The organism is Acinetobacter suaedae, from assembly GCF_008630915.1.
Lineage (GTDB): Bacteria > Pseudomonadota > Gammaproteobacteria > Pseudomonadales > Moraxellaceae > Acinetobacter > Acinetobacter suaedae.
Genome location: NZ_CP043909.1, coordinates 614,428 through 634,084, shown reverse-complemented (window position 1 = coordinate 634,084; position 19,657 = coordinate 614,428). Strand labels below are relative to the sequence as shown.

Below are 19,657 nucleotides of genomic sequence, written 5' to 3'. Positions count from 1 at the left end.
TTAACAATTCATGTGCAAAGTAGTCATCAAAAAATGGTCATAATCTAAAACAACCAAAATACGAGCAAGGAAATCTCGATTTGGATAAACCTCAGTCACTTTGCCATTAAAACGGATACAAATGAAACCATGATTTGAGAATTTCTAACACTAAACCTACAGGATTCGATTGCTCATCAGTAAATTAAAACTGATCTAAATACTTAAACATTCTCATATCATGCTGATCATCTTTAAATGTTTCTATATCTTGAAAAGAACTTTGGGTAATATTTTCAATGCTAGGAACTATCTCACTTGAAGATAGATATATAAACTCCTTAAACTGGTTTATAAAGATTTTTATATTTGTTGTATTCTGCCCCAATACTAAAGTATTGGTGTAAGTCATTTTTGCATACTTATCTTTATACCTCGCATAAATATAATAATCGCTATATTTATTTATTTTAGTTTTTTTGTAATTTTGCAAAGCACCATTCTTATATATTGGAAAAAATATATTTGTTTTTCCAATATATTTATCTGGTTCATACCCATCAAGTAAGTAGCCATGTGTATTGATTATGATTTTCAAATCTCCTTTATTAATTTTATCATTCAGTATAACATCTACCTCTGTATCATAAGTTTTCATGAACTTAGCAACTAACATAATAATTAAACCTATAAAAATAATACTAATCAGGATTTTATTTTTCAAATCAATTTTCCCTATGATCATTAAACTGACTTTGAAAGGCTCTCTCTAATAATATGCCATTCATAAATTTTTTCATTGGTAAAGCTGGAGGAGAAACCATTGGAATCCCCCGTGTCGCGGCTAAACCATCACCTCTTTTTGATGCAACCATATATGTGTGATTTACAGACCAACCAGTCCCCATATTTCTTAATACACTACTATCTCTTCTATCTGGATAAAATGAGGGTTTGGCAGGACCAGCTTGCCCCCAAACCTCTACACCTTTAAAATTCTCACACTCAGAAATATCTTTAGCAAAAACTCTAGCTCCTTTATTATCGGAAGCTGTATTACAACCAAACATTACAAAACGAGCTTTAGGAGCCCATTTTGCATCAATATTAGACCATCCATATAATCCCATTTGCTTTTCACTGACCGGATCAACAGTACAAGGAGCTGAGCCCGTTGGACCATCATACCAAGCATGAGAAAAAATACTAATTTCCTTTATTTCAACTTTCCCTACCCCACCTCTTCTGTGAATCGAGCTTGTGACTGTAGCAATAATTTCAGCCATATCTTGAATAGGTATATTAAAAACTAAATGTTCATCTTTCTTATACCATGAGGAATTCTGAATATTAAACCTCCTAGTCTTTGCAGAGAAATACATTAAATCATCGCCTCTGTGATTATCTGTAGTATAGAATAAAAGAAATAACTGTTTTTTTCTTGTAATCCGAATATGGTGTGTATTGTTTTCTTCAGAGGAAGTTCTAGCATTTGATATCTGTCTTGGTGGAATCCCCATTTTATTTTAGCTCCAAATGAATTTTCACATCTTTTTCTTCACTCGAAAAAAATGTAGATGAGTATCCTTGATCATCTGTCATACCTTTGATTTCAGCTCCATTAGGATAGATAGCAATATAAGGTGTATTTTTATAAGGCATTCCTTCATCATCCGTAAATAAATATCTTAAATTATATGTCGTCCCTTCTGGAAGGAATGGAATTTTTGTTTTTATCTTAGCCCCTCCCATAAATAAATGCTGCCCCGCCTTGACCTCAAACTTTCCACCTGTAGTCGGGAAAATACCTGAACCATTCAGCCTGACTTCAGAGGTATCTGCTTTCATGACGATTTCTTTCGGGCTGGTAATATAAATCGCATCCTCTGTCGAGATAATTTGTATTCCCGCTTTCGCCAATATATCTAAACCATCCCCTTGTGCCTGTATCTCAACCTTACCTTTGCCTGCAACTTGTTTGATTCCATTTTGTGCGGCAAATAAGCTGATCTTTTGACTGGCTTGGGCAATCAGGTTCTTCTGTGTGGTCAGGTTAATACTGTCCCCTGCAAATTGGTTTAGTTGTCCATCTGCGGATAGATGGATGTCCTCTGATGTACTGAGTCCAATCCCATTGGGTGAGCTGAGTAAAAGTACAGCCTCCTCAAAGCGAGCAATGTCTTGTTGTATCTGTTCAAAGAACCCTTTTAATTGCTCTACTGATTCCAACTCATCCGTTTGTTGGTTCTTTGCCACTTCACTCAGGGCTTTGGCATTGTTTTGGTTGCCTTCCAGTTGTTGTTTGGCTGTTTGTGCTTCGAGATGTTCACCTTCGGCTTGCGCTTGTGCATGGGTGGTGATCAGTAAGCCTTCCCCTGCTCGGATCGCACCCCATTGGTCTGTGCGTAGTTCAAAGCCTTCGCCTCGGTCTTCGCTTTCTGCTTGGGCTTTGGGATGGCTCAGCTTACCGAGATTGAGTTGGCTGGCTGCATGGCTGCTTTGTAGTTGTGCACTGATCTGTCCAGTAGTGTCATCAAAGCGCAGTTGGTTGTAGCCTGAACCTTGATATTCTTTGGATTTGATCCCTGCTAGTTTTTTGGTATCAGGTAATTTGCCTTGGTCATCGAATTTTGTTGGACTGCGTTGTGCTTCGTGGAGTCGTCCTGTGACAAAGGGACGGTCGATGTTGCCATCAAAGAAGTCGATGACGACGATTTCACCAATGCGGGGTAGGAAGCGTGCGCCATAGCCTTCGCCTGCCCACGGGGTTAGTACGTCCACCCAAGCTGAATCGGTATCGTTGTTGTTGCTGCCTGCGCCACCATCGTGGCTATGGTCGTCATTGCGGGTAAATAGGAAGCGAACTTTGATTCGTCCCCATTCATCCACATGGATTTCTTCGCCTTCGGGTCCCACTACTCTTGCACGTTGTGGGTGAGCAGTTGGACGGTGTTGCAGTGGGTGGTATTCGGGTACGGTTTTGATGTTACGGCGTTGTAGCGTCAGTTGGTTGGCTTGGCGTTCTTCACTCTTGCTTGAATGCTGCCATTGGCTTTGTTCTACTAATTGGTTGATTTGATCATTCAAATCTTTAGGAAGGTTGTTTTGATTAAACCAATCCTTTTTCGTGATTAAGAACTCCTGATCTGAAGATGAATGTTGATCAACTTCAGGGTGTTCGTTGAGTTTAAACCAATAACCCACTTGGGTGTCTCGTACGGTAGTATTGGCGATAAATTGTTTGGCTTGGGCATCGTGGTAGTGACTGAGGTGTTGGTTCAGTTTTTCGATTTGGGTGTTGCCTGAAGCGGTTGCACCATCTTCACCATTCAGGTCTTGCATCCATGCTGGAGTGAAGTGCCATACATCTTCGAGTCCTAGACTAGCGTTGTCGTATTGTTGGCTATGTTGGTGTTTGCTTTGGACGCTACCTGCCCCATCTTCTTGTTCTAAGGCATCAGCTTGCCAGCGTTGGATATGGACTGCGGTCGGTTGTAGCGAACGTTCTGCAATGAGGCTGGTCATGCTGTCGTATTGTTCGGTAGCACTGCTACGATGGTAGCGAATTGTTCTTCGTTCTAGGGCTTGGTATTGGCTGTTGTCATCGATCAAGCGCAGTTTTTGGGCTTGGATTGGACTGTTGCTGTTGGCAACAGTGAGCTGTGCTTCGTCGATCAGCCAGTTGATGCCTTCGCTTCGGAGCAGTCGGGTAATGAAGTCATAGTCGCTTTCATTGGCTTGCATCACAAAGGGACGGATGTCGTAGTCCTGGGTTAAACCACTTAAATCTAAAGTTAAACTCGATGCAAACAACTGGCTGCGTTGCTGCCATTCCTTAAACAATACTTGAAGGATGTCCACCACGGTTTTATTCATAAACACACGAGAATTTCGACGTTTATGCCACAGGGCGGTTGTATCTTGGAGTTTGAGTTTATAGAGTGTGAGACTACCGTCAGACTGTCCTTGTACGGCTTCTGTGATGATCCCTGTGGTTCTAAATAGAGCACCTGTGTCTGTTACGGAATCAACAGCCGCTTGAGAACCAATAAACTGTTTTAAGGGGATCGTTGCGTCCGTTGATAGGCAGATGAGTTCTGAGCTAACTCCGTCATTCAGACGATGCGTACCTTCAATACGCTGTAAAAACACCTGATTGGCTAAAGCAGGATTTGAAAATTGAATATGAATTGCACGTTTTTGTGCGGTTAGTCCTATTTTTTCTAATAAATTTAAAATATTAAAAATCATAATATTATATCAAATCATCCCTAATCAGCACTATATTTTATACGATCCAGAACATTCTGTATACAAAACATACTGTTGTGGAAAAAGAGGTAGTAAGTCAAATCATTACCATTAAAAAAACTGTTGTATTCACCACTTCGCATAATGCTGTTCTAACAAGCCATATTGCTGATCCAACTGCACCAATTCAATTTGTTCACGTTCTATCGTACCACTGACTTTGGCTTGCCATTGATTAAACTGACTGCCGATTAAACGTAGATTAATATTTTCAAAACGACACCAACCTGTTTCGACAACTAAGTTTAAACAGCCCCCCAAAGAACGAATTGACCATGTTTTTTCATTCTGCTGTTCAAACAAAACATCTGTGAGTGGATACAAACGCCCATCCACCCATAAGGCATTTTCATTGCCAAAACTTTCATTGACACCTGATGCAAGATTAAGCCCAATCCGGCGCCCCTGCGCATCACGAAATTGACAGGATAACCAAAACCAAGCCGTTTCTGGCCGTAAAAAACCACAGGTATCATCTAATGCAGCCAGACTTTGAGCATCGAACTCTATCCGTTGCTGATCAGGACTGATAAAAAATCCCTCAACCGCCAGCGTTGTTTGCTTTTGGGTATACGTCCAACCATTTATTCCTGTCGGGCTACACAAGCTTAGTGCATCTGTTCCAGCACAAAAAATACGCGCTTTCAGTTGTATCTCACCGTATTTCGTGACCTGAATATAGCGCACGCCATTGGCATGTTGTATGTCAAATTGATAGGCTGATTTTTTAAAATGACTTTGGCTAAATAAGGGTTGTTCATCAAGTTGTGTATTGATCGCCAAAGGTTGAATTGCATTCCACTCAATGACTTTGCCTGATAGATGATCATAAACATAGAAAAAGCCGTGTCCAGCCCACGATAAATCAACGATCGCAATTCCAATACTAAAATGCGCATGTTGCAAACCACAGAATTTGAATTTTTTATACTTAAGGTGCTTACGCCACCCTTTCAGCACCTGACCATAAGGTGTTTTATAAATATAGTCGTCGATATTAATTCGTGATGGTACTTGATCGAAACGCCCATAACGCGGCTGACCATTGGCTTGTATCAAATCCATTTTTCGTTCCTTGATTTTGCAGCTTCGTGTTGCTTAATCACATCCACGCCAATAATAGACGGTAAATTGTACAATTGACTATCATTTTTGCATCAATATTAATTCCTTGGATGTAACCCCCAATCGATGTACTACCTACGCACAGCTATCATCGCTCACTATTTCATCAAAGGTTCATACTGATCTTTTATCTTTAAAAACAATCTTATACCACTTGATCAAAAAATCATGAAAACACGTACTATTTTTAAGGTAAATGCATTGTGCGTCATGTTATTGGCACTCACTGCTTGTAATGACAATGATGATAAACAGTCACCGAAAGTTGAACGTAAAAATCAAACGATTAACGTGCTTGCTTTCAACGACTTCCATGGAAATTTAGAGCCACCGAAGCGGTTTATTGAAGCTGAAGATCCACATGATCATAGTCAAACAGTACGCATTCCCGTTGGTGGTGTCAGTTATTTTGCCGATGCAATTAAGAAACTTCGTGCCCAATATCCAAATAATGCGGTCGTTTCTGCTGGCGATTTGATTAGTGCCTCACCATTAATTTCATCACTATTTTTAGATGAACCTACCATTGAAGCAATGAATGATATTCAAATTGATTTCAATGCGGTTGGAAACCATGAGTTTGATCGTGGGACAGATGAACTTCGCCGCTTACAAAATGGTGGTTGCCAGCAATACACCACCACAAAACCTTGTCAAATTAATCCAAACTTCTCTGGGGCAAAGTTTGAATTTTTGGCAGCGAATGTTTCGATGAAAGCTGATCCCCAAAAGACCTTGTTCCCTGCCTATAAAGTCAAAACTTATGGTGGTATTCCAGTCGCCTTCATTGGTTTAACACTCGAAGCGACACCAAGTATTGTTTCTGCGGCAGGTATTACCGATGTAAATTTCCATGACGAAGCAGATACCGTCAATGCGTTGATTCCAGAATTAAAAAAACAAGGTATTGAAGCAATTGTGATGGTGGTACACGAAGGGGTGGCTCCTAGTACCAAGTTTAATCAAAAAACATGTGAAGGTCTGAGTGGGCCACTGATCGACGTGCTTGAACGTCTCGATCCAGCCGTAGATGTCGTTGTTTCTGGTCACACCCATCAATCCTATATATGTGATTATGCAACCAAAAATCCAGCCAAACCTTTTCTACTCACCTCAGCAGGTCAATACGGCACGATCATTACCAATATCCAACTTGAACTCGATGGAAAAACTGGTGATGTCATCAAAAAAGATGCTTCTCAAGTTCCTGTACAAAGTGAAAGCTATACCTCTGGTACAACGACAGTCAACCTCACAGATCTTTATCAAAAATTTAGCAAAACACCGAGCATTGAAGCAATTTTAGATAAATATCGCCCTGCGGTAGCGACCATTTCTTCACGTGTGGTCGGCTCAGCAACCAGTGTCATTGATCGCAATCGTACTGAAAGTGGTGAAACTGCGTTGGGTAATTTGATCGCAGATGCGCAACAAGCAGCTGCACTTGCAGCCAGCAACCAAGGGTCAGATTTTACCTTGATGAATTCAGGTGGCGTTCGCGCAGATTTATTGATTAATAACAACAATGAAATTACCTTCGGAGATGTATTCAGTGTCCAACCCTTTGGAAATTCGTTGGTCACGCTCAGCTTAACAGGCAAACAAATCCGTGAACTATTAGAACAACAATGGTCTGGGGCAAATGCAGGCACTCCTCGAATACTACAACCATCGAAAGAATTGAGTTATTCCTATAAACAAGATGCTTCAGTATCACCTCGTGCTAGCAATATTATGATTGCTGGACAAGCATTGGTCGATACCCAGACTTATCGCGTTACTGTGAACAGCTTTATTGCCGATGGTGGTGATAACTTCACGGTTTTAAAACAGGGTAAAAATCCTATTGGGGGAGGTCAAGATATTGACGTGTTAGAGCGTTATATCAGCCAGAACTCTCCACTGACCGCACCAAAGACAGATCGAATCAAACTAATCCCATAGCTCTACAAAAAATAGGGAGGCAAATGCCTCCCTATTTTTTCAGTGAGATTTACATCTCAACCATTTCAACACCATCAATACGTGCAACCGTCATCAAGTCTTTATCACCACGGCCTGAAACCGTTGCAATAATGATCTGATCCTTTGACATGGTTGGCGCAAGTTTGGTGACATAAGCCATCGCATGTGAGCTTTCTAGTGCAGGAATAATCCCTTCAATCTTAGTCAAATCACGGAAACCTTGTAAGGCCTCATCATCATTGATCGGTACATATTCCACACGGTTCATGTCTTTGAGGAAACTATGCTCCGGACCAACGCCCGGATAGTCCAGACCCGCAGAAATACTGTGTGTTTCAATGATCTGACCTTGCGCATCTGACATCAAATAAGTACGGTTACCGTGTAATACACCCACATGTCCTGCATTCAACGGCGCAGAGTGTTTACCCGTTTCAATGCCATAACCTGCGGCTTCAACACCATACATTTTCACATCTTGATCATTCAAGAATGGATAGAACAAGCCCATCGCATTTGAACCACCGCCTACACAAGCGACCAAAGCATCTGGCAAACGCCCTGCCTGTTCCTGGATTTGACGACGTGCTTCACGACCAATAATCGACTGGAAATCGCGAACAAGTTGCGGATATGGATGTGGCCCTGCAACCGTTCCAATCACATAATAGGTGCTATCAACATTGGTTACCCAGTCACGCATCGCTTCATTCATGGCATCTTTCAATGTTTTTGAACCACTTTGCACTGGAACTACGGTCGCACCCAACAAACGCATACGGTATACATTCATGGCTTGACGTTTTACGTCTTCAGCGCCCATATATACCACACATTCCATGCCCAACCGTGCGGCGATTGTAGCTGTCGCCACACCGTGTTGACCTGCACCTGTTTCCGCGATGATACGCTTCTTACCTGACAACTTTGCCAATAACGCTTGACCAATGGTGTTATTCACTTTGTGCGAACCTGTATGATTCAGGTCTTCACGTTTCAGGTAAATTTGCGCACCGCCGAGGTGCTGAGACCATCGCTCAGCATAATAAAGAGGACTAGGACGACCAACATAAAACGCAAGATCACGATCAAACTCTGCTAGAAACTGAGCATCATTTTTCATACGACCATAAAGACTTTCTAAGTCTTCAAGTGCAGCCATAAGCGTTTCTGACACAAAACGCCCACCATGAATACCAAAATGCCCTTGGGCATCTGGAAACTGGGTGTAGTCAATCGCCTGATTTTGTTGACTAAGGTTTTGCTGATCCACGTTGGACTCCTTGCATAAATTTTTCAATGAGTTGTTGGTCTTTTATACCTTTTGCGGACTCGACGCCTCCGCTGACATCTACAGCAAAAGCCGCTGTAGTATCAATAGCTTCACTCACATTTTCAGGGGTTAAGCCCCCTGCCAAGATTAGTGGAATTTCAATTTGAGGGAATTTATTCCAATCAAAGCAATGACCAGTGCCACCTTTTAATTCAGGATGCCATGCATCCAAGAGAACAGCACTAGCTCCGACAGCTTGATAACGTTGAATTTCGGTCAAAATATCTAAATCAGGTTTAACCTGAATCGCTTTGTACCAACGACGTTTACATTGCTGAGCAATCTGTTGGCACAGTTCAGGAGTTTCATCTCCATGCAGTTGTAATACATCCAAAGGAACTGAATCAAGCACTGTTTGTATTTCTTCTACGCTTGCATTTACAAATAAACCAACCAACTGAACATAAGCGGGTACTGCATTTGCCAATACTTTTGCTTGTTCGATGCTGACATGACGAGGGCTTGGCGGAAAAAATACAAAACCGATTGCATCCGCCCCTGCTTGTACTACAGCTTGAACATCTTGTAGTCGAGTAATACCACAAATTTTGGCGCGAGTTCGCAGTTGATGTTGGCGCATGCTCTATCCAATTTTAATTTGAATATTTTAAAACTTTCGCATTGTAAAGCAATTTGACCTGATTGGGGAAAAGTTGATTTCGAAATGCAATTGTTTAAAAAACGTTAACACTTTATACTTTGCGTAATCTTGCAACAAGTCTAAAGCAAATTCTTTTGCTTATAGGGAAGTTGGTGGAATTCTAACACTGCCCTCGCAACGGTAACACCGTATTATTAATCTTAGCTCTACGCCAAATCACTGCATCAGAATGATGTGGGAAGATGATTAATAGCATCATTCTTGTGATGATATAGTGAAGTCCGGAGACCTGCTTGTTGTTTATTTCCACATTATCATTCACGACGGGTGAATGTCTGGAGCATGCATGTCTACTGTCTTTCAACCAACTCGCCTCGTTGGTGCTATCGCTATTGCGATGGGGTTTTCCTCTACTACCTTTGCTCAAGATCAATCAACAAATAAAGTAACAACGCTTGATACGATTGTTGTCACGGCATCTCGTAGTGAACAAAAAATTAGTGAGGTTCCTGCACGTATCAATATTATTGAACCTAAAATTCTTGAACAATCTCCTATTGCTTCTTTACCGCAGCTACTTCAGACCGATGCTTCAATCAATATGGTACAGACTGGCGGTTACGGCCAAGCAGCATCAATTTTTACACGTGGTACAAACTCAACCCATACACTAATTCTACGTGACGGCGTCCGCTTAAATACAGGCTCTTCAGGAGCTGCTTCACTGCCATTTGTTGATACAACAGATATTAAACAGATTGAAGTATTAAAAGGCCCAGCCTCTGTTTTATATGGAACCGATGCAATTGGTGGTGTGGTACAACTAATTTCAAAAACACCTGAAAAAACTTCAGCATTTGTAACAGGTGAAATTGGTGAGAACAAAACGTATAAATCAGTCATTGGCGCAGATCTTGCTGAAAATGGTTTTTATGCTCAAATTCGTGGGCAACGCTTAGAAACTGATGGCACTCCAGTGACTGATGCAAAAGACAATAAAAAAGCGAGCTTTGATCAAAAAGGCTATAGTGCAAAATTTGGTGTTGAAAAAGAGCAATTTGCAGCGTCTGTCGACTATAGTGAAAACGAAGGCTATAGTGACTATGACAACTATGGCAACTTAGTTTCTCAAGACTTCAAAAATGAAGTGATTAACATAAAAGGTCGTGTAAATATTCTTGATAATGTAGCTATTCACGCTCGCTTATCTCAGTTCAAAGATGATTTGAACCAAAATAACTCACCAGACTACGTTTACAGCACTACACAAGAAGCTGAACTTTATACGAAATGGCAAATGACCCCTACTCAAAATATTTTAGTGGGTTCAACATACAAAGATATTAAAGGTGATGTGTACTCAAAAAATCTTTGGGGGGGAGAAGACGTTAAATACAAAGAATCTGTAGATACCGTCGGTTATTTTCTCCAGCATCAATATCAACAAAATGGTATAGAAACTCAAGTTGGTGTTCGTGTTGAAGATAACGAAAAGTTTGGCTCACATACCGTAGGTCAAGGTGCGATCAGATACCAAATATTACCACTTACAAGTGTTTATGCGAATATTGGTTCTGCATTCCGTGCTCCAACCACAAATGATTTATATGCAATGTCTTGGGGTGCTAATCCTGACCTAAAACCAGAAGAAAGTTTTTCTTATGAAATTGGTGTGGATCAAAAACTAAACTACGGTATTGATTTAGGTTTATCTGTTTACCGTAATAAAGTTGATAATTTAATTAGCCTCCAAGCAGGTAAGCTAATCAATATTAACAAGGCAACGTTCACAGGTGGCGAAGCGTCATTTAAATGGCAACAGGATGAATTGTTTTTAAATACAACATATGCCTACGTTCAAGCCAAAGATGACGAAACAAATAAAGAGTTAAATCGTCGCCCGAAACAAAGTTTGACTTTAACCACTGGTTGGGATGATGGAATCTACGGTATTTCAGCATCTATCGTTGCTAAATCTAAATCTAAAGATTTTGCAGACTGGCCTTCCACAACACCAACCACAACACCAGGTTATGTTACGACTAACGTAAATGCATATTGGCAGCCGACACCAATGATAAAAATCTTTACTAATATCGAAAATATCGGTGATGTAAACTACAAAACTGCTTATAACGGTAGTGATGTTTACTACATCAACGGTGGTCGTTTAGCTTCTGCCGGTGTCACATTCCGTTATTAATCGTGCTCTAAAATAATAAAAACATTTTCTTCACTCCAGTTTCGGGGTAATGTTCTGACCGACATTATCCCCTTTTTATTTTCAGGATCAGAGAAACAAAACTATGGGACATCGTTTAAGTAAAATCTATACACGTACAGGTGACTCAGGTACCACAGGTCTGGGAGATGGTTCCCGCGTTGCCAAAGATGATTTACGCATTGCTGCGCTCGGTGATGTCGATGAACTCAATGCAACCATTGGTGTACTTCGCGCACAAATCAGTGCCAGCCAAATTGAAAATAAAGCGGATTGGGATAAAAGTTTAAGCTTGATTCAACATTGGTTATTTGATTTAGGTGGTGAAGTTTGCATTCCAAACTATCATTTACTTCAACCTGTATGCATCGACTTTCTGGAACAAGAAATTGATCACATGAATGAGTCTTTACCGATGTTAAAAGACTTCATTTTGCCATCAGGAAGTTTGGCATGTAGCTATGCCCATCAAGCCCGTGCGGTATGTCGTCGTGCTGAACGTGCTTTATTGTCGGTACACAATCGTGACAAAAATATCCAAGCAACAGCCTTACAATTACTGAATCGTTTATCCGACTGGTTGTTTGTTGCCTCACGTGCCTTGCAACGTGCTGAAGGTGGTAGCGAAGTGTTGTGGCAAAAAAATATTAATGACAGTATCGATCCAGCATAACCATTGCCAAGGTGAATAAAAGATGCGAATTATTGGTCATCGTGGTGCGCGTGGTGAAGCACCTGAAAATACCTTAGGTGGATTCCACTATCTGCATGGGCTTGGCATTCGTGCAGTCGAGTTTGACGTTCGTCAGCTTAAAGATGACCAACTCATCGTAATTCATGATGATGATTTTGTTCGTACTGCTGGTCGCTTACAACATGTAGAAAGTTGTAATCTGCTAGAAGCCCAACAATTTGATCATCGCCATCAGTGGCAAGACTGGAAAACTGAGGAATTTACGCCGAGTTTAAAACAGGTTATGGATTGTTTAATCGACTTTGAGCATATCGAAGTTGAAGTAAAATCAGTCGTTGATGAGGCTGCGGCTGAACGGCTGATTATAAAACTACAGCAAGAACTACAAGGTTTTGAAAAAACAGCAACCATTACCAGCTTTGATATAAAAATTTTAGATGCATTACAACAACATCAAAGTCTTTTTAAACGAGGACTCTTGGTCGAAGCTCCGATCGGTGAATACGCAATCGAACTTGCACATCAATATCAATGTCATCAAATCGGTTGGAAAGATCAGCTCGCAACAGATGAAATCATTCAACTCACCCAACAAGCACGATTAGATATTAGTGTTTGGACAGTAAATGATGTTGAACGTGCAATTCATTTACAACAACTTGATATTCAAGGTTTGATTACGGATATTCCCCAAACAATGTTGCAGCATTTATCATAATAAAAAAGGTGGAGACCACTCCACCTTCTAACATTATTTCTTACGTTGTGCTTGTATTAAGCGTTGTCCTCTAGCATCCAATAGATAGAGGTTTGTTCCATCATATTGAAAACGCTCAACACGTTGAAGCGCATCCATCAAATCTGCTTCTTGTGCCAAGGCCTTATTACAACTGTAATGCCCCGCTCTTACATCAAAATCAAGTTTACGCTGAGCGAAATCATAGCGATAACGCCCATAGATATTATTACATCCCGTATGCCCAGATACACTTTTGCTCACAGAGTTTAAAGTAAAACTTGGATATTGGTTAAAGAATAACGCCCGCTTGTTTTGGATGGTGGTAATTTGCCAGTCTACATCTTGAACTCCATCACTACTCTTACGAACCTGCATCGGTGGAAGTGTATTAGCCGGTTTAGGTTGTAAGGTATTTTTTTGCACTTTTTGTGGTTGACTCTGACAAGCAGCCACCATCAAAACAGTAGAAAATATTAAAGTTTTGTGAACAAATGCCTTTATAGAGAAAATAGGATTTTTCACGATAATTTGCTCAGACATTGATTTATTTCACCTTTTAATAAATTAGCCAGTTCGGCAAACGAATTCTGTTACTGTTCTTTCGATACAACTGTAGAATAATACTAGTGCTTATTGATTTGAGCATGCTAATATCGGGGCTAAAATAGCAATATATCGTGAAGATTGGTCTTGCTATCTCGTTTAGTTTTATTATCTTGTGCAAACAAGGTCGTTAGGAGCGCTGCCGGATATGAATTCCGCCCCACTCAAAAAAGCACCCATTAACTGGACTGCTAGCATTACCTTAATTGGAACCCCAATTCTTGCTGCTATTTTAATTCCTTTATACGCTTATTTTTATGATTTTAGTGTAAGCGCATGGGTAAGTTTATTCTTTCTCTTAGCATTAAGTAGTCTAGGCATTACTGCGGGTTATCATCGCTTATGGGCACACCGTGCTTATGAGGCATCTTTACCCTTAAAAATTCTGTTGATGATTGGTGGAACTTTTGCCGTTCAAAATAGTATTTTGTTCTGGGCTTCTGGACACCGTACCCATCACCGTCATGTCGATGATGTAGATCAAGACCCATACTCGATCAAACGTGGTTTTTGGTACGCACATTTAGGTTGGATGATCCGCGATCATTCACCGTCTCAACCTGATTTCAAAAATGCACCAGATTTGCTCAATGACAAACTCGTGATGTTCCAACACAAGTACTATGTCCCGATGGTCATTGCGGTCCATGTTGGTTTATTGGGTGGTATTGGCTGGGCTGTTGGTGATGTTTGGGGCGTAGTTCTACTAGGTGGTCTGCTGCGCTTGATTATCAGTCATCATGTTACCTTCTTTATTAACTCCCTCTGTCATATGTGGGGCAAACGTCCTTATACTGATGAAAATACGGCACGAGACAACTTCGTCTTAGCGATTTTCACTTGGGGTGAGGGTTATCACAACTACCATCATATCTTCCAATACGACTATCGCAATGGTGTGAAATGGTGGCAATATGACCCAACAAAATGGTTAATTTGGACCAGCTCTAAATTAGGTCTAGCTAAAAATTTACGTCGTATTCCTAGCTTTAATATTCAAAAAGCTGAGTTGGCGATGAAGTTTAAATATGCTGAACAAGACTTGGCCATTTATGGGCATGATGTAAACACAGATATCGTGCAAATGAAGCAACGTATTGCTCAAGAATACGAAGCATTTACCCATACATTAAATGATTGGGCAAAGCTTAAAGAGCAAGAGCTACAAGCTAAGAAAGCAGCGATGGCAGAAAAGATTCATCAAATCGACCATAAATTAAAAGTTGATTTCCAATTACTTGAGCATCGTCTTACTCATCATCGTGAATGCTTAGAAACTTTGATGCGTAATATCAAAAAAGCACCTGTTTCTGAGTAAACATAAATGATAAAAAATGGTCTCTTTAAAGAGGCCATTTTTTATATCTATCGGGTGCAAATCCGCCCCTGCTTCTCATCGCTGCCGAGCTGAAAATTTGCTATAGTCATTCTTCGCTCATACTTTTAATGCTTCTCTTATGCAGTTTAATCCACGCTACTCCTCTCTCGATACAAAGCTTTTTCATCAACAGCAACCAAGCCCATTACGCGGTGCTAAAGCAGGTCATTTCAATGAAGCCTTAGCCGATGAATTACAATGGAGTGCAGAGGATAAAGCTAACTGGGTTGAGATTTGTAGTGGACAAAAAACCTTTGCTGAGTTTCCTCCTTTAGCTATGGTTTATGCAGGGCATCAATTCGGACAGTGGGCAGGTCAATTGGGTGATGGACGAGGATTGCTGATCGGACAAATCCTAGATCAGCATGGACAAACCATAGACCTACATCTAAAAGGAGCTGGCTCTACCCCCTACTCTCGTATGGGTGATGGAAGAGCTGTATTACGTTCCGTGATTCGTGAATATCTTGCAGGACATGCCTTAAATGCACTCGGTGTCGCATCGAGTCATGCTGTGGGTTTCACCACCTCATCCCAAGGCGTACAACGTGAAACATTAGAACTCGGTGCAATGCTATTGCGTACATCTGACTGCCATATTCGTTTCGGTCATTTCGAGTGGATTAACCAATACGCACCAGCACTTTTAGCTGATTTCACGCAGAAGTGTATCGAATGGCACTATCCAGAATGCTTAGATGCAGATAATCCAATTCTTGCTTTTGCCCAAAAAGTGATTGAGCGTACCGCTATCATGATCGCAAAATGGCAACTGGTTGGTTTTGCGCATGGGGTGATGAATACCGATAATTTAAATATTACAGGTTCAACTTTAGATTTTGGTCCTTATGGATTTATGGAACGCTTCCGTCCAAACTGGATCAATAACCATTCAGACTATCAAGGTCGATACACCTACCAAAATCAGCCAAGCATTGGCCATTGGAATCTTTGGACTTGGTTAAATAATCTGATCCCTCTCGCAACACCTGAAAATAAAGAACAGTTCAAACTAGATTTAGCAAAATGTCTGGAACAATTTGAGCCTATTTTCTTGGAGCATTACGGCCAAGGTTTATGTCAAAAGATGGGATTGCCTCATTTCCACAAAGATAGTCTGGATTGTAGTTTTGCATTCTTGAGAATTCTTCAAACAGAACAACTCGACTACACTCAAAGTTTTATTCGCTTACAAAATCAGGAATATAAAATACTACGCGATGATTGTTTGGATTTACGTCAATTTGATGCCTTCCTCCAACAATATCAAGAAATACGTAAACATCAGGATATCGACGCATTAGATCACGCTATGCAACAAGCAAATCCACACTATGTATTACGCAATCATATGGCGCAAAAAGCCATCGAGCTTGCAGAGCGTGGAGATTTTAGCGAAGTTGATCGTTTGTTTAAGCTACTGAATCTACCTTATAGCAAACAACCTGATCTAGAAACGGCTGAAGATATTGCTCCTTTGCCGAGTGACGTCCCTGAGATTTCTGTCAGTTGTTCATCCTAAAGGATCAAGATACAAAAGGAATAAAAACAATGAAACCTTGGATAGCAATATGTGCCAGTATCATTATTTTGCTGATTGGGATAGGGCTATATGTTTACAGAGCCTATATTCCAAGCACAATGATGCCGACAGGCTCTGTCATGCCACAATCATTATCCGACGAGGAAATCATATACATTAGAGACAACACCCCGATTACCAAGATTGAAGTGTTTAAGCATCAACGGATCTTACAACTCAAGCATCACAACGAGATTATTCGTGAGTATCCAATGCGCTTAGGGTTTAATCCTTTGGGTCATAAACAATTCGAGGGGGATGGAAAAACACCTGAAGGGACATATAGCATCGACTGGCGCAATCCCAATAGCGCCTATTATAAATCGTTGCATATTTCCTATCCAAATGAACAAGATGCCGCTTATGCTAAACAACAAGGACGATCAGCAGGTGGAGATATTATGATTCATGGTAGTGTGCCAAAGGAATATCTTAATTTACCAACCAGTATGACTTATTTTCCTCAGGGAGATTGGACACTCGGTTGTATTGCGGTTAGAAATATTGATATGGATGAAATCTGGCAATTGGTGGATAACAATACTCAAATCGTAATCCACCCTTAGTACGCTAAAAAATCTAGACCAACTGTAGATATAAGCAACATAAAATTAAAAAAATATCCACATTTTCTGTGGATAAACTTGTGGTTATCCACAGGATAAACATTTATTTATTCATCAGGATATTCAAAACGATAACCCACACCATAAACCGCTTGAATCCATTCATGGCGATTACCTGTATCCGCCGCTTCTGAGATCTTACGACGTAGGTTTTTAATATGACTATCAATCACTCGATCTGCCACATCAAAACTATCAGGATTAATATGATCTAATAATTGTGCACGTGAGTATACTTGCCCTAAGTGCTCTAAGAACAACTCCAGTAAACGAAACTCGGTTGGTGTCAAAGTCAGCGCTTTTTGTTGATACCAAATACGTTGCTGAGCCTTATCGATACGGAATAAGTCATTTTGCTCTGGTTCCGCCTTACGCTCTAAACGGCGTAGTACTGCTTGTACTCGTGCAACTAATTCTTTCGGACTAAATGGTTTACAAATATAGTCATCAGCACCCATGTTCAAACCTAAAACACGATCAATTTCTTCAGTTCGTGCTGTTACCATAATAATCGGTAAATCTGACTGCTCACGCACTTTACGGCAAATGGTCAAACCATCCATACGTGGCACCATTAAATCTAAAATCATGAGGCTTGGTTTGCGTTGTTGAAATTGAGTATATGCATCTTGACCATCATGAAACATACTGACTTCAAAACCAGCCGCTTCTAAGTAGTCCCGAACTAACTGAGCTAGTTCAACTTCATCTTCCACCAACATAATATGTTTCATGGTTTTCATCCTATTTTACGATCCTCAAATTGAGGACTACGACGTTATTTAATTTGTTTTGGGAAAGTCAGTACACAGCGTAATCCCCCTAAAGGAGAATGTTCAAACGTTAGTGCACCGCCTAATGCTTGTGCTAATTTTCTTGAGAGGGCTAAACCAAGACCAGTCCCCCCTGTACTTCGTGTACGAGAATCATCAACACGATAAAATCTCTCACCTAGGCGTGCCAACTGTTCATCACTTACCCCTAATGGGCTGTCATCTACATACAATATCCATTGTTGCTGATCTTGTTGAGTATGAATCTGTATTTTTCCACCTTTTTCGGTATAGCGAACACAGTTTCCAAGTAAGTTAACAATAATCTGTTTAAAGCGATCTCGATCCAGAGATAACAAAGCCTCTTCACCAGATAATTCAACCTCTAACTGATGTTGTTCAAAAGTCGATTTAAAATTATCGACCTCTTGTAACACAACATCCCAAGGATTAACTTCAGCAAAATAACATTTCAGTTGTTGTGCTTCCGCCTGTGCTAAATCAGCCAAATCCTGAGTCAATTTCTTTAAACTCGATACTTGACGCATCATCGCATCCAAATGTTCTGGTGTGGCTTTACGAATTCCGTCTTGCATCGCCTCAATTTGTGCCTGCAATACCGCTAATGGTGTTTTCAACTCATGTGAAGTATCTGCTACCCACTGACGGCGTGATTGCTCATGCTGATGTAAAATATCGGCTAAATGATTCAATTGATTTGATAGATCACCGAGTTCGTCGTTTCGCTTGATCATCACCTGATGTTGATAATTACCACGCGTTAACTCCAAAGTTGCTTGCAGCAAACGTTGAATTGGCTTTTTAAAATAAGTTGCCATTAACAAAGCAGCAACAAGGCTCGATAATAGTGTAAGTGCATAAACTAAAAGTAAATAGCGCTTTTGATTACTAAAGAAGTTGATACTCGATGCATCATCCTGATCTAGGACAGGCTTCAATCCCAGATAACCGACCACTTTGTCTCCCACAATAATTGGACGATAGGACAACTGATCAGAAGATGGTTCACCTACAATAAACTGATGATTTTCATTATATAGAGATAAACGAGAACTTAATCCTAAACGGTCAGGTATCGACACGAAACGTTTTTTGACTTGTTGATTTGCATTTGAAGTATTTAATTTATTTTCTCGCTCATCCTCTGCTCCTTCTTTTTTCAAACGAAATTGGCTTGGACTGAGTGGAAAACGTAACCCTTCAAAAGGTTGATATTCTGATGGTAAATTCTGTTTTAATACCTGTAATTCTTCTTCATTAAAGATCTGACGACTTCTGATCTCCGCATTATTTTGCGTCAATGTTGGTGATAAATTTAACAAAGTATGTTCATTAAAATATCGTTGCTGTAAGGCGATGTCATATTGTCTACGTAACCACCACTGTGAAAGACGATCATAATCATCTGGTGCAGCAGTACCTTCAATTTGCAGAATTTGAGCCTGAATCGCATTGCCCCAGTCATGATATATTCTGTACACATTTCCGAGGTTGGCAATCAAACGATCTAATTTCTGCATTTCAACATCTGCAACATAACGTGCAAAGTTTTTTTGCATCGTCCAATGCAGCACGCCTAAGCTAATCGTTGCGATTAGCAAAGTCGTTAGCAACACAGTGAGAAATAAGCGTAAAGCGATCGGAACACGACGAACATTCAAAATTTAAGTCTCAATATTGTTCTACTTATGAATTGTACCCAACAT

Annotated in this window: 16 protein-coding genes and 1 riboswitch; of the genes, 7 read left to right on the top strand and 9 right to left on the bottom strand. The window is 40.4% G+C overall.

All coding sequences use genetic code 11. From position 1 onward, the window contains the following. Positions 1–184: 184 nt before the first annotated feature. The 4 genes from F2A31_RS03045 to F2A31_RS03030 form a co-directional block, all read right to left on the bottom strand. Positions 185–703 (bottom strand): hypothetical protein, encoded by a 519-nt coding sequence (locus tag F2A31_RS03045; protein WP_228715644.1) that lies wholly within the window; start codon positions 701–703, stop codon positions 185–187. Between the two features lies 1 nt (position 704). Beyond that, complete coding sequence (locus F2A31_RS03040; RefSeq protein ID WP_150025111.1) at positions 705–1,499, bottom strand: hypothetical protein; 795 nt, start codon at positions 1,497–1,499, stop codon at positions 705–707. A 1-nt stretch (position 1,500) separates the two neighbouring features. Then, positions 1,501–4,230 (bottom strand): type VI secretion system Vgr family protein, encoded by a 2,730-nt coding sequence (locus F2A31_RS03035; RefSeq protein WP_150025110.1) that lies wholly within the window; start codon positions 4,228–4,230, stop codon positions 1,501–1,503. A gap of 129 nt (positions 4,231–4,359) precedes the next feature. Next, positions 4,360–5,355, bottom strand: coding sequence for a DUF2804 domain-containing protein (locus tag F2A31_RS03030; protein WP_150025109.1), 996 nt, complete (start codon positions 5,353–5,355; stop codon positions 4,360–4,362). A gap of 228 nt (positions 5,356–5,583) precedes the next feature. On the opposite strand from F2A31_RS03030, the gene F2A31_RS03025 reads away from it, so the two are divergent. Next, complete coding sequence (locus F2A31_RS03025) at positions 5,584–7,359, top strand: bifunctional metallophosphatase/5'-nucleotidase (RefSeq protein ID WP_150025108.1); 1,776 nt, start codon at positions 5,584–5,586, stop codon at positions 7,357–7,359. Positions 7,360–7,408: 49 nt separating this feature from the next. On the opposite strand, the gene trpB is transcribed toward F2A31_RS03025, so the two are convergent. Continuing rightward, the gene (gene trpB / locus F2A31_RS03020; RefSeq protein ID WP_004640735.1) at positions 7,409–8,653 is read right to left on the bottom strand and encodes a tryptophan synthase subunit beta; all 1,245 of its coding nucleotides are present in this window, start codon (positions 8,651–8,653) and stop codon (positions 7,409–7,411) included. Further along, a complete protein-coding gene (locus F2A31_RS03015) occupies positions 8,634–9,293 on the bottom strand; it encodes a phosphoribosylanthranilate isomerase (RefSeq protein WP_150025107.1) in 660 nt (219 codons plus the stop codon). The genes trpB and F2A31_RS03015 overlap by 20 nt, the downstream gene beginning before the upstream one ends. 119 nt (positions 9,294–9,412) lie before the next feature. Further along, a riboswitch (cobalamin riboswitch) is annotated at positions 9,413–9,625 on the top strand. Positions 9,626–9,660: 35 nt separating this feature from the next. On the opposite strand from F2A31_RS03015, the gene F2A31_RS03010 reads away from it, so the two are divergent. The 3 genes from F2A31_RS03010 (at position 9,661) to F2A31_RS03000 (ending at position 12,947) form a co-directional block, all read left to right on the top strand. After that, positions 9,661–11,517, top strand: a complete 1,857-nt coding sequence (locus tag F2A31_RS03010) for a TonB-dependent receptor plug domain-containing protein (RefSeq protein WP_150025106.1) — start codon at positions 9,661–9,663, stop codon at positions 11,515–11,517. A 103-nt stretch (positions 11,518–11,620) separates the two neighbouring features. Continuing rightward, a complete protein-coding gene (locus F2A31_RS03005) occupies positions 11,621–12,208 on the top strand; it encodes a cob(I)yrinic acid a,c-diamide adenosyltransferase (RefSeq protein ID WP_150025105.1) in 588 nt (195 codons plus the stop codon). Between the two features lie 22 nt (positions 12,209–12,230). After that, positions 12,231–12,947, top strand: a complete 717-nt coding sequence (locus tag F2A31_RS03000; RefSeq protein ID WP_150025104.1) for a glycerophosphodiester phosphodiesterase — start codon at positions 12,231–12,233, stop codon at positions 12,945–12,947. Positions 12,948–12,980: 33 nt separating this feature from the next. Here the strand turns inward: F2A31_RS03000 and F2A31_RS02995 are convergent, their stop codons facing one another. Continuing rightward, the gene (locus F2A31_RS02995) at positions 12,981–13,508 is read right to left on the bottom strand and encodes an META domain-containing protein (RefSeq protein ID WP_150025103.1); all 528 of its coding nucleotides are present in this window, start codon (positions 13,506–13,508) and stop codon (positions 12,981–12,983) included. 211 nt (positions 13,509–13,719) lie between these two features. Here F2A31_RS02995 and F2A31_RS02990 point away from each other — a divergent pair, with 211 nt between their 5' ends. The 3 genes from F2A31_RS02990 to F2A31_RS02980 all read left to right on the top strand — a co-directional run bounded on the left by F2A31_RS02990 (position 13,720) and on the right by F2A31_RS02980 (position 17,097). Then, positions 13,720–14,889 carry an acyl-CoA desaturase gene (locus F2A31_RS02990; RefSeq protein ID WP_150025102.1) on the top strand — a complete coding sequence of 390 codons (1,170 nt, stop codon included), beginning with the start codon at positions 13,720–13,722 and terminating at the stop codon, positions 14,887–14,889. A gap of 139 nt (positions 14,890–15,028) precedes the next feature. Next, a complete protein-coding gene (locus F2A31_RS02985) occupies positions 15,029–16,471 on the top strand; it encodes a protein adenylyltransferase SelO (protein ID WP_150025101.1) in 1,443 nt (480 codons plus the stop codon). A gap of 29 nt (positions 16,472–16,500) precedes the next feature. Continuing rightward, positions 16,501–17,097, top strand: a complete 597-nt coding sequence (locus F2A31_RS02980) for a L,D-transpeptidase family protein (protein ID WP_042874462.1) — start codon at positions 16,501–16,503, stop codon at positions 17,095–17,097. A 107-nt stretch (positions 17,098–17,204) separates the two neighbouring features. On the opposite strand, the gene F2A31_RS02975 is transcribed toward F2A31_RS02980, so the two are convergent. Together F2A31_RS02975 and baeS are read right to left on the bottom strand one after the other, a co-directional pair. Next, entirely contained in the window at positions 17,205–17,891 is a 687-nt protein-coding gene (locus F2A31_RS02975; RefSeq protein ID WP_004652437.1) for a response regulator, read from the bottom strand. Positions 17,892–17,935: 44 nt separating this feature from the next. Next, a complete protein-coding gene (gene baeS, locus F2A31_RS02970; protein ID WP_150025100.1) occupies positions 17,936–19,612 on the bottom strand; it encodes a sensor histidine kinase efflux regulator BaeS in 1,677 nt (558 codons plus the stop codon). Between the last annotated feature and the right edge of the window lie 45 nt (positions 19,613–19,657).

Bases quoted from the DNA above. Each gene is read 5' to 3' on its own strand.
- F2A31_RS03040 (WP_150025111.1), bottom strand. From the start codon at position 1,499: ATGGGGATTCCACCAAGACAGATATCAAATGCTAGAACTTCCTCTGAA.
- F2A31_RS03035 (WP_150025110.1), bottom strand. From the start codon at position 4,230: ATGATTTTTAATATTTTAAATTTATTAGAAAAAATAGGACTAACCGCA.
- F2A31_RS03030 (WP_150025109.1), bottom strand. From the start codon at position 5,355: ATGGATTTGATACAAGCCAATGGTCAGCCGCGTTATGGGCGTTTCGAT.
- F2A31_RS03025 (WP_150025108.1), top strand. From the start codon at position 5,584: ATGAAAACACGTACTATTTTTAAGGTAAATGCATTGTGCGTCATGTTA.
- F2A31_RS03015 (WP_150025107.1), bottom strand. From the start codon at position 9,293: ATGCGCCAACATCAACTGCGAACTCGCGCCAAAATTTGTGGTATTACT.
- F2A31_RS03010 (WP_150025106.1), top strand. From the start codon at position 9,661: ATGTCTACTGTCTTTCAACCAACTCGCCTCGTTGGTGCTATCGCTATT.
- F2A31_RS03005 (WP_150025105.1), top strand. From the start codon at position 11,621: ATGGGACATCGTTTAAGTAAAATCTATACACGTACAGGTGACTCAGGT.
- F2A31_RS03000 (WP_150025104.1), top strand. From the start codon at position 12,231: ATGCGAATTATTGGTCATCGTGGTGCGCGTGGTGAAGCACCTGAAAAT.
- F2A31_RS02995 (WP_150025103.1), bottom strand. From the start codon at position 13,508: ATGTCTGAGCAAATTATCGTGAAAAATCCTATTTTCTCTATAAAGGCA.
- F2A31_RS02990 (WP_150025102.1), top strand. From the start codon at position 13,720: ATGAATTCCGCCCCACTCAAAAAAGCACCCATTAACTGGACTGCTAGC.
- F2A31_RS02985 (WP_150025101.1), top strand. From the start codon at position 15,029: ATGCAGTTTAATCCACGCTACTCCTCTCTCGATACAAAGCTTTTTCAT.
- F2A31_RS02980 (WP_042874462.1), top strand. From the start codon at position 16,501: ATGAAACCTTGGATAGCAATATGTGCCAGTATCATTATTTTGCTGATT.
- F2A31_RS02975 (WP_004652437.1), bottom strand. From the start codon at position 17,891: ATGAAACATATTATGTTGGTGGAAGATGAAGTTGAACTAGCTCAGTTA.